The organism is Marinobacter sp. (assembly GCF_052094685.1).
GTDB lineage: Bacteria > Pseudomonadota > Gammaproteobacteria > Pseudomonadales > Oleiphilaceae > Marinobacter.
Genome location: NZ_JBQDKB010000113.1, coordinates 1 through 10,371 on the forward strand (window position 1 = coordinate 1; position 10,371 = coordinate 10,371).

Annotated in this window: 9 protein-coding genes; 2 read left to right on the plus strand and 7 right to left on the minus strand. The window is 53.8% G+C overall.

The features are described 5' to 3' along the window. Nucleotides 1–363 precede the first annotated feature (363 nt). On the plus strand, nt 364–927 hold the full coding sequence (locus tag ACTH3S_RS16340; RefSeq protein WP_441810074.1) for an NADPH-dependent FMN reductase: 564 nt from the start codon (nt 364–366) through the stop codon (nt 925–927). 60 nt (nt 928–987) lie between these two features. On the opposite strand, the gene nhaD is transcribed toward ACTH3S_RS16340, so the two are convergent. The 7 genes from nhaD to ACTH3S_RS16375 form a co-directional block, all read right to left on the minus strand. Continuing rightward, nucleotides 988–2,478 (minus strand): sodium:proton antiporter NhaD, encoded by a 1,491-nt coding sequence (gene nhaD / locus ACTH3S_RS16345; RefSeq protein WP_441810075.1) that lies wholly within the window; start codon nt 2,476–2,478, stop codon nt 988–990. Nucleotides 2,479–2,656: 178 nt separating this feature from the next. Then, a complete protein-coding gene (locus ACTH3S_RS16350; protein ID WP_441810076.1) occupies nt 2,657–4,459 on the minus strand; it encodes an AMP-dependent synthetase/ligase in 1,803 nt (600 codons plus the stop codon). Next, a complete protein-coding gene (locus ACTH3S_RS16355; protein ID WP_441810077.1) occupies nt 4,456–5,265 on the minus strand; it encodes an ABC transporter ATP-binding protein in 810 nt (269 codons plus the stop codon). Before ACTH3S_RS16355 ends, ACTH3S_RS16350 begins: the two co-directional genes overlap by 4 nt. An 8-nt stretch (nt 5,266–5,273) precedes the next feature. Continuing rightward, entirely contained in the window at nt 5,274–6,479 is a 1,206-nt protein-coding gene (locus ACTH3S_RS16360) for an ABC transporter substrate-binding protein (RefSeq protein ID WP_441810078.1), read from the minus strand. Between the two features lie 36 nt (nt 6,480–6,515). Beyond that, the gene (locus ACTH3S_RS16365; protein ID WP_441810079.1) at nt 6,516–7,559 is read right to left on the minus strand and encodes a branched-chain amino acid ABC transporter permease; all 1,044 of its coding nucleotides are present in this window, start codon (nt 7,557–7,559) and stop codon (nt 6,516–6,518) included. Between the two features lies 1 nt (nt 7,560). Then, nucleotides 7,561–8,439, minus strand: a complete 879-nt coding sequence (locus ACTH3S_RS16370) for a branched-chain amino acid ABC transporter permease (RefSeq protein WP_441810080.1) — start codon at nt 8,437–8,439, stop codon at nt 7,561–7,563. Further along, a complete protein-coding gene (locus ACTH3S_RS16375) occupies nt 8,440–9,255 on the minus strand; it encodes an ABC transporter ATP-binding protein (protein ID WP_441810081.1) in 816 nt (271 codons plus the stop codon). 165 nt (nt 9,256–9,420) lie between these two features. Between ACTH3S_RS16375 and ACTH3S_RS16380 the strand changes: the two genes are divergently transcribed. Beyond that, nucleotides 9,421–10,215, plus strand: a complete 795-nt coding sequence (locus tag ACTH3S_RS16380) for an enoyl-CoA hydratase/isomerase family protein (protein WP_441810082.1) — start codon at nt 9,421–9,423, stop codon at nt 10,213–10,215. The last annotated feature ends 156 nt before the right edge of the window (nt 10,216–10,371 follow it).

Genomic DNA, 10,371 nt, shown 5'->3' on the forward strand with positions numbered 1-10,371 from the left:
GTTCCTAGTACGAAGGACGACGAGCCTCCAAAAACACTATTCGCGAGCAATAAGCAAAGCGAGGATAAACGATAACCAGAAACACACTATCTCTGTGCAATTTCTTTAATGCGCTGTGCCACGGGTGTTTCAGAGGCGTTATAATCTTCACTGACGAATTTTTGAAATGATGTGTTTTAGAATTTTTGCCCAGCCTTCTCAAAGGAGTAACCGCTCAAACCTACTTTCACACTTGATCGGATTCCTTGTTCATCTCTCTCAGAATGCTTCGTTTGATCTCTCGCGCTCAAGTCTTTAGATTCAGTATCAGCTTCACATCCGTCGGCTTCAGGCTGGCATTTACAACCACTCGAGATACTGTCTATGGCGCTTAAGCTAAATATCATAATTTGCAGTACGCGACCCGGCCGTATTGGCCCGTCTGTAGCCATTTGGTTTCGGGACTTTGCCGAAAAAAACTCCAGCTTTGACTGCGAGTTGGTAGACCTGGCAGATTTCGATCTTCCGATTTACAACGAAGCCAAACACCCACGTTCAGGTATATACGAACACGCACATACAAAGAACTGGTCCGAAAGCGTGAACGCTGCAGATGCTTACGTGTTTGTGACGCCGGAGTACAACTTCTGCCCACCTCCGGCCTTTGTGAACGCTCTGAATTACGTTTACAGCGAATGGAATTACAAGCCCTGTGGGTTCGTAAGCTATGGCGGTGCTGCTGGCGGGGTGCGTGCGGCGACTCTGGCTCGTCAGCTGGTAACCACGCTGAAGATGATGCCGATGGTTGAAGGCGTGATGGTACCCATGGCGTGGAATCATCTGGACGACAATAAGGTATTCCACTCCAACGATCTTATCGATCCTTCCGCCACAGCAATGCTGACAGAGCTGGAAAAGTGGGCAACTGCCCTGAAAACCATGCGTTGAGCGAAGTTAAACAGAGGGGGTTAAGCAACGGAGCCCTGAGCGGGCTCCGTGTAACAGGTGTCAGAACAAGCTGGCGTTCAGCCACATATGGGTTGCGATAGATGCTATGTATCCAAGTGCGATCACCGGTGTCCAGCGCAGGTGCGTCATGATGGTGTAGTAGCCCCGGGCCTGGCCCATCAGCGCTACGCCGGCCGCTGAACCGATAGATAGCAGAGAACCACCCACACCCGCCGTTAGCGTGACCAGCAGCCACTGGCCGTGAGACATATCCGGCTCCATCGAGAGCACAGCAAACATCACCGGGATGTTGTCGACAATGGCAGACAGAACACCAACGGTAATGTTGGCGCCTGTGGCATTCCAGCCTTCATACAACAGGTGGGAAACTTCAGACAGGTAGCCGATATACCCGAGACCACCCACACAAAGTACTACGCCATAGAAGAAGAGAAGCGTGTCCCATTCTGTGCGGGCCATGGGGTTAAACACGTCAAAAGGTACCGCTTTATCAAGCCTCGCCAACAACCTGGTATTGTGATGGTTTTCCGCCCAGACACGCTCACGGGCAACACCGCGCTTGAAACTCATGCGCAGGTAATAACCGAGCAGCTGCAGATACGCCAAGCCCATCATCATGCCAACCACAGCCGGCAGGTGCAGGAAGTTGTGCCCCAATACGGCGGTAGTGATGGTCAGCAAAAACAGCACAACCGTACGGCGAGCGCCACGCTTCATAATCACTGTATCTGTGGCTTTCCCCGGCGGTTCACCTGGGATGGCAAAGCTCATAATAATAGCTGGCACCAAGTAGTTCACGGCAGCAGGGACGAACAACCGGAAGAATTCGGTGAATTCAACCACGCCTTTCTGCCAAACCATCAGGGTTGTGATATCGCCAAACGGCGAGAAGGCACCGCCGGCGTTTGCCGCAATGACGATATTGATACAGCCAAGACCAATAAAACGCGGGCTGTTTTCACCCACTTTCAACAGCACGGCGCACATCAACAAGGCGGTAGTCAGGTTATCGGCGATAGGCGAGATGAAAAAGGCAAGTAAACCGGTGATCCAGAACAGGCTCCGATAACTGAAACCTTTGTTCACCAGCCAGCCACGGAGCGCATCAAAAAGCTGACGTTCCTCCATGGCGTTTATGTAAGTCATCGCCACCAGCAGGAACAGCAAGAGCTCGGAGTATTCCAGAAGGTTGTGCTTCAATGCTGCGTTGGCACTTTCTGTATCACCATTCATCGCCGCCGCACCGGCAACCAGGAACCAGATCAGACCAGCTGCCAGCAACACCGGTTTGGACTTACGCAGATGCAGCTTTTCTTCAAGCATCACGAACGCATAGGCGATCACAAATATCGCTATGGCAATATAGCCCACGGGGTGGTGAGTGAAGCTGGCGATGCCAGGTTCTGCGGCACTGGCAAAGGAGCCGAACGCAAGTGCAAACAGCCCGGATATGACCAGAGCCATCCGCGGAACAATACGCTGATGGCCTCGCCGGGCGGGTAGAGTTTCAGAACGTCGGTTTTCAATCATGGTACCTAGCTCAAGAAGGGTGTGTAGGAAGGGTTAAGAAACAGGGCAAGTTTAGCAGACCAGATACTCACGTGGTTTGACCTAAGTCGTTCGCAAGCTATTGTCTGCAACGTCACCCTAAAACCCATCCATCAAAACCGCTGATAGCAACGGTCCCCACGCTCAAGCATCTCGGTATTTAGCTATACAGAGACTTGATCACCTCTGTGTATTTCTCATAAATTTTACTTCGACGCACTTTCATGGTGGCGGTCACCTCATCATCATCGTGATCCAGCTCTTTACTCAGCAAGTGAAAGCGTTTGATCTGGGCCACTTGTGGCAGCTTGTCATTGCCCTTGTTCACCTCTGCCTGAATCAGTTCCTGCACCTTTTCATGCTCGGTTAAGCTACGAAACGTGGTGTACGCAATACGCTCCTGCTCCGCCCACTTTGCGGCTGTCTCGAAGTCCACTTGAATCAGCGCTGAGACGTACTTGCGAGCCTCACCAATAACGATGCACTCCTTAATATAGGGACTCGCCTTGATGGCGTTTTCAATCTCGGTGGGCGACAAGTTCTTGCCTCCTGCGGTAATCATGATGTCCTTGAGCCGATCGACAATTCTCAGCTGACCTTCCTGCCACTCACCTACATCGCCGGTCAGCAACCAGCCATCCTTCAGGGTCGCTTCTGTTGCCTCGTCATTCTTGTAATAGCCCTTAAACACCGTGCCACCACGCATGATGATTTCATTTTGCTCCCCCAAGGCCACTTCCAACCCAGAAACAGCGGCACCGACCGTGCCAAGGCACACATTATCCGGGCGCTGAGCGGTCGCCACACCCGTGCTCTCCGTTTGGCCATACACCTCAACCAGAGGGATACCCAACGTTCGGAAAAACTGAAGAATACCTGTTGAGATCGGCGCCGCGCCTGTGAGTGCGATGGTGCAACAACGCAGCCCGATAAAATTCTGCAAGGCACGGAATACCAGCCAGTAGTGAATGCTGAAGGTGAGCTTTTCACCCAGACCCCACTGGGCTTTTGGTTTGGTTGCTAGCGGTTCACAGGCTTTCATCGCGCGATTAAAAAGCCCCTGCCGTATACGCCCGGTCTCCTGCATTTTGATATAGATAGCGGAGTGGAGCTTTTCCCATATCCGCGGAACCCCCAGAAAAAACGTAGGTGCAATCTCTCGAAGATCTTCCTGAACCGTGCGCAGGCTCTCACCAAAACTCACCGCGCTGCCCACGTAAACCGGCGCGATATTGGTCAATGCTTGCTCCGCCACATGGCACAGCGGCAGATAGGACAAACTGGAACTGTGTTGATCCACTCCCAGCAGTTCAATCAACCCAGGCGCGCCGGCCTGTAGGTTACCCCAGCTGATCATGGCGCCTTTAGACCGACCGGTGGAACCGGAGGTATAGATCATCAGGGCTGTGTCATCCATTTGCTGGCTGTCGAGCAACTCATCAATCAACTCAGGATGACCGGCCTCAAACTCCCGCCCCATCGCCTCTATGTCTTCAAACGACGGCGGGGGTGCCGCGTAGGCCCGCAACCCTTTCGGATCAATAACAATATTGTGTTTAAGCTGTGGCAACTGAGCCCAGGCTTCCAGAACCTTGTCAGTCTGCTCCTGATCCTCACACACCACCATTTCTGCGTCACTGTGCTCAAGCACGTAAGCCACTTCATTCCAGGGACTCGTGGGATAAACGCCAACACAAATACCCTTTACCAAGCCAATACCCATTTGCGCGATGACCCACTCCACCCGGTTTTCCGAAATAATGGCGACGTGGCCACCTTCAGACAAACCAAGTGCGCGCAAACCCAGGCCGAAGTGCCGGGCCCGTTGGTAGTAATCTTGCCAGGAGAACGCTTGCCAAATGCCAAAATCTTTCTGACGAAGCGCCAGCATGCCCGGTCGCTCTTTTGCATGGGCCCGGAGCATTTGGGTAAGCGTTAAGTCGCGAACCTGCGGTGTTGTCATGACAACCACCGCTTACGGCGCTTGTAATGTTTGATGTCTCGGTAACTTCGGGCCTCACCTTCTTTGCCCCCGACCCCGAGATAGAACTCCTGCACATCCTCGTTGGATGACAGCTTGTCCGCCGGGCCATCAATCACAATTTTGCCGTTCTCCATGATGTAGCCATAGGAAGCAATGGCCAAAGACACCGCCGCGTTCTGCTCCACCAACAATATTGCCGTACCCTGCTCCCGGTTGATGCGGGCGATGATGGTGAATATTTCCTCAACCAACTGAGGTGCCAGGCCTAGCGACGGCTCATCCAGCATGATCAGCTCGGGCTGGGCAATCAGCGCTCGGCCAAGCGCCAGCATTTGTTGTTCCCCGCCAGACAGGTAACCCGCAAGCTGTTTGCGTCGCTCCCTGAGGCGGGGAAAGTAATCGTAGACCAGCTCGTAGGCATCGCTCAGTGACTGCTTGCGCCCGCTCAGGGCATAAGTTGCTGCCACGAGGTTTTCCTCAACGGTGAGATCTTCAAACACCCGGCGGCCTTCCATCACGTGGAACAAGCCCTCACGAACCAGTTTTTCCGGCGCCGCTCCCTTCAAAGAGCGGCCTTTGAAGCGGATCTCACCGGCCGTCACTTCACCGTCCTCCAGAGCCAGCAACCCAGACACGCTTTTGAGCGTGGTAGATTTGCCGGCACCGTTGGACCCCAGCAGTGCCACAATGGCGCCCTGGGGAACACGCAGCGACAGGCCCCGAAGAACCTGCACCGCCTTGTTGTAAACCACTTCTATGTTATCGATTTCCAGCAAGGCTTCCATACAGTGTCTCAGTCGAGGTGAATCCAGTCGGATACCGGCTCATAGCGGGCTTCTTTCGCGTTCACACGCCAAATGCGGCCCACCGGAAAAGACATGTCATGCACCGTAACCGGGATACCGATAATGCCGCCGGTGTCCCAATCCTTGATGGAAGCCAGAGACTCGGCCATGTTATCGGCGGTCAGCTCTTTGCCTGCATCCATCGTGCGCTTGATCACCTCGGTCCAAACCATGGCGTTAAACCAGCCCTGCATATAGCCGGTCGGGCGGTAGCCGGCATCCGGATCGCTCTTTTGCGCAGTGGCGCGCAAAGCGTCTAGCATCGGGCCGCCCTCGGCACTGTCGTAATAGTTGTACGGCATCACACCCATATAGCCGTCGGCGTCCGCACCCATCTTGTCGATGATGAGTTTGTCGGTAGACCAAAAAGTACCCATAAACTTGGTGTCCAAGCCCATCTGTCGCATCTGCACCATAAACTCGTTGATAGGCGACAACACATAACCGTGGAATACCACGAAGTCAGGGCGCACCCGCCGCAACTTCAGTATCTCTGCAGACACATCCACACTGCCGGGCTTAGTGACAATCTCTTCGACAACTTCAATGCCCATCAAAGCCGCCTTGGCTTTGCTGCTTTCGATGGGGTCTTTACCAAACTCGGTATCACTGTATACAAACGCAACAGTAGGCATATCGCCATCTTTGCCTTGCGTCGCAATATACTCAAGAATAATGCCGAACATCTGGGTGTAGTTTGGGCCGGGAATGAACTGGTACGGATACTTTTCATTGTCGGTCAGAGCAGTAGCGAAGGACGCGCCACTCATCAGCGTGGTGCCTCGGCTGTTCAGTTCTGAGGCAATGGTTTTCATAAACGCGGTGCTGTCGCCGTAATAAACCGGAACGGTGTTACTGCCGGTGATTTTTTTGAAGGCGGCTACGGAGCGGTCTACCTCATAACCGGTGTCTTCCATTACATACTTCACCGGGTGGCCATTGATTCCGCCCTCGCTGTTGATCCAGCTTGTGTAGTCGGTAAGGCCGGCATGAAGGTGCACGCCGGCAAAGGCGAACACGCCAGACAGCGGAATGGAGCCACCAAATACGATGGGCTCTTTGTCCTGTGCCATTACAGGCGCTGCTCCCAAAGCAGCGGCGATACTGCCAATACCTGCGAGCCAGCGGCCCTTACTGAGGATGTTTTTGAACATGTTTCTTCTCCTTGCGGCTTCTTGTTGTTAAATCCACTAGTTCCTGAAGGGCCATAAACTGAAAAAGCGCCGTATACGGTGCCAAATCTCCGCCAACCCGTGCGGTTCAAAAATTAGGAAACCCACGATCAACGCGCCGAAGATAATTCCAAGCATCGGCGACATGAATACCGGCGCGTTCGGATAATAGGGGGTAAGAGCAGTTGTGAGCAGGCCGAGCAGTTCCGGGATCAACGTCATGAAGGCTGCGCCGAGAATGCCGCCCAGTAGGTTTCCCATGCCACCGACAATAACCGCCGCCAGATAAAAAATAGACATGGAGAGCGGAAAACTTTCCGGCGTAACCACGCGGTAAAAGTAAGCAAACAGACCACCCGCCACGCCGGCATAAAACGAGCTGAGTGCGAAAGACATCAGCTTGTAGCGCAGCAAGTTGATACCCAATATTTCAGCCGAAATATCCCTATCGCGGATCGCGATAAAGGCGCGGCCAATGCGTGTTCGGAACACGTTTTTAGCCGCAAGTACCATCAGCACTGCCAGAGGTACGATGACAAAATACATCTCAAAGTCGCTTTGCAGCGTCAGTCCGAACAGGTGTGCCGGCTCCAGGCTCAGCCCGCCCATACCACCGGTGACCGACTCCCATTCGGCAAAGATGAAGTGCAGAAAGACACTGGCGGCCAAGGTAGCAATCGCCAGATAAAGCCCCTTCACCCGGAGGGATGGAAGCCCCACCAGAATACCAACAGCCGCAGCCAGTAACCCGGCAAGCAGCAACGTGACCGGGAAAGGCAATGCCGTGTTCAGAGACAACCAGGCTACGGTGTAGCCACCCACCCCCATAAAGCCCGCTTGGCCCAGAGAAATCAGGCCGGTGAACCCGGTGAGGATGTTAAGCCCGGTAGTGCTAATGACCGCAATGCCGACCATACAGCCCATATACAGCAGATAGGAATCCGCCACAAAAGGAAAAGCCGCAAGAGCCAGCAGGAAAATGACCAACCATATTTTTTGGGTGGAACTTGTCCAGATAGCCTCATCGGCCTGATAACTCTGTTTGGCATCACCGATGCGCATCTTATACTCGCTCTATTTCGTGGGTGCCAAAAAGGCCGTAGGGGCGGAGTACCAAAATTACCGCCAGCACGGCAAACGTTGCCGGCATACGATACGCACCTCCCAAGTACGCACCTGCGACGGTTTCCAGCCAACCAATAAACAACCCGGCGATCAGTGCGCCCAGAATGCTGTCGAGGCCGCCAACAATCACCACCACCAGCACACTCAGGCCGATCGCACCAAACTGCGGACTAAGCCCCCCGGTTGCCGCAACCAACACGCCCGCAAGCGACGCCGCAAGGGAGCCAAACACCCAAGACATATTGAACACCCGGCGCACGTTGATGCCCATGGAGTAGGCTGCGGCCTGATCTGAAGCCGTCGCCCGCAACGCAATGCCACCACGGGAGAAACGAAAATACAGCAGGTAAGCAATGAGCAGTGCAGCACCTATGAGAAAGCCGTAGGCAATCTTAGGTGCCAGATACATTTCACCAATAAACACCGGCTTACGAGGAAGAAAACTCGGAAGAAGCTGTGGATCTGCGCCCCATATCAGCTCTACCAGCCCCACCAGAATACTGGCGATGCCAATGGTGACCATAACCACTGAAATGGATGACTCCCCCAGCATCGGGCGAATCATCACCTTTTCGATCACCCCGCCCAGCACACTGCCACCCAGCACCGCCAGCGGCAGAGCCACCCAAGGGGACATTTCCATGCCTCCGGCAAAAGCCAGAAACAGATAAGCAGCAAACATCATGATCTCGCCAATGGCGAAATTGATAACCTTGGTGGCTTTGTAAATGATCACAAAACCCAACCCAATCAGGGCATAGAGACCACCCATGGCGAGGCCAGCCAGACTGATTTCCCCAAAAAAGAGCCAATCCACTCAAGCCACCTCGCATTCGGGGTTCAGTTTCTTGCGCAGACTGTCCATATCGCTAGTACCCAAGTACGCCTCGATGACTTCGGGATTGTTCTGCACCTCCGCAGGCAGGCCCTCAGCGATAACTTGACCAAAATTGAGCACGGCAATATGATCCGAAATATCCATTACCATGCCCATATCGTGTTCCACCATGAGCACTGTCACGCCCCATTCTTCTCGAATATCGAGAATAAACCGGGCCATATCTTCCTTTTCTTCCCGGTTCATCCCAGCGACTGGCTCGTCCAGCATCAATACCTTTGGCTGCATGGCTAGGGCACGAGCCAGTTCCACCCGCTTCTGCAGCCCGTAGGACAGACTAGCCACCGGCTTACGCCGAATATGGTCGATCTCCAGAAAATCAATAATGTGTTGCTCTACGTGCTGGCGCACCGCCATTTCTTCGCGGCGTGTCGCACCGAAGTACGCTAACGAACCCAGCAAGCCACTTTTCATATGTACATGGGCGCCAAGCTTGATGTTATCGAGCACCGTCATGCCCCGGAACAGAGCAATATTCTGGAAGGTTCGCGCCAGACCCATAGCGGCCCGAACAGGCGGCTTTACGCCTGCAAGCACCTCGCCCTGATACCGAATGGTGCCCTGCTGAGGCTTATAAAAACCGGAAATGCAGTTAAACAGTGACGTTTTACCGGCGCCATTCGGCCCGATTATGGTGGTCACGGTGTTTTCCGGCACCTGAAAACTGACATCCTGCAGTGCTTTCACACCACCGAACGAGAGCGAAAGATTATCTATTTCGAGGATACTGGGCATTATTCCCCGCACATCGGCAGATTGTGGTTATTGTTGTTTTGGTAAACATCAGGTCAATTGCCTGTGTTAGATTAAAAATAGCCTATTCGATCATAAAGACCAAGACTGCCAGCTCTATAATTCTCAACAGCTATCTACATACTCTCAGTGAGGGAATCCGCCGTCATGACAACCAGCTTGGTAATCTCCGCGTTTGACGAACAAACCGGTGTCGCAACCCTTACGCTCAACCGCCCCGAAGTGCTCAATGCAGTGAACATTCCTATGGCCGAGGCGCTCCTGAGCGCTGTCAAAGCTTTAAAGGAACACTCGGGATTGCGTTGCATTGTGATGACCGGGGCCGGGAGAGCATTTATGGCAGGTGGCGATGTCGCCAGCATGGCAGGCACCCCAGAACACACCAAAGAGGTCATTAACGGCCTGCTTATTCCTCTCAACGAAGCCATTCTCCTGCTGCGCAGTATAGATGCGCCGATAATCGCCGGTGTGAGGGGCGCAGCCGCAGGCGCCGGGCTAAGCCTAGCGCTGATGGCAGACTTGATCGTAGCGGAGGAAAACGCAAAATTTCTTATTGCCTACAACGGGATAGGTGCGGTACCAGACTGCGGCGGCACCTGGTTTTTGCCCCAAAAGATAGGCACAGCACGCGCCACGGAAATGATGTTGCTTGGCCGCACGCTCACAGCTACGGAAGCAAAAGACTGGGGATTGCTGACTGAGGTCGCCTCGTCAGACTCCTACGACGATACACTGGCAGCCACCGTAAAGCGGGTTGCCAGCGGCCCGACAAAAGCGTTTGGCGCCTTTCGACGGCTTGTTGAGCAAGCTGCTGGTAGATCGCTGGCCGCGCAACTCGACGCTGAGCACAAAGCCTTTTTGGAAGCCGCAGAGACCGCCGATTTTCAAGAAGGCGTGTCGGCCTTTGTAAGCAAGCGACCCGCTGTATTTTCAGGCAAGTAGCCAGTTGTCGGCGCCGATTAGCCCCGATTTTTCTCCCAGACTGTCAGCTCGGAAAAGCTATGCTGAAACTTGTTTCGGGTTTCGCGGATCACAAACGGCAGGCCTCTAGCAGCCTGTCGGACTTAACCAAGCAGTATCGACATGAGATAATCGGGG

Bases quoted from the DNA above. Each gene is read 5' to 3' on its own strand.
- ACTH3S_RS16340 (WP_441810074.1), top strand. From the start codon at position 364: ATGGCGCTTAAGCTAAATATCATAATTTGCAGTACGCGACCCGGCCGT.
- nhaD (WP_441810075.1), bottom strand. From the start codon at position 2,478: ATGATTGAAAACCGACGTTCTGAAACTCTACCCGCCCGGCGAGGCCAT.
- ACTH3S_RS16350 (WP_441810076.1), bottom strand. From the start codon at position 4,459: ATGACAACACCGCAGGTTCGCGACTTAACGCTTACCCAAATGCTCCGG.
- ACTH3S_RS16355 (WP_441810077.1), bottom strand. From the start codon at position 5,265: ATGGAAGCCTTGCTGGAAATCGATAACATAGAAGTGGTTTACAACAAG.
- ACTH3S_RS16360 (WP_441810078.1), bottom strand. From the start codon at position 6,479: ATGTTCAAAAACATCCTCAGTAAGGGCCGCTGGCTCGCAGGTATTGGC.
- ACTH3S_RS16365 (WP_441810079.1), bottom strand. From the start codon at position 7,559: ATGCGCATCGGTGATGCCAAACAGAGTTATCAGGCCGATGAGGCTATC.
- ACTH3S_RS16375 (WP_441810081.1), bottom strand. From the start codon at position 9,255: ATGCCCAGTATCCTCGAAATAGATAATCTTTCGCTCTCGTTCGGTGGT.
- ACTH3S_RS16380 (WP_441810082.1), top strand. From the start codon at position 9,421: ATGACAACCAGCTTGGTAATCTCCGCGTTTGACGAACAAACCGGTGTC.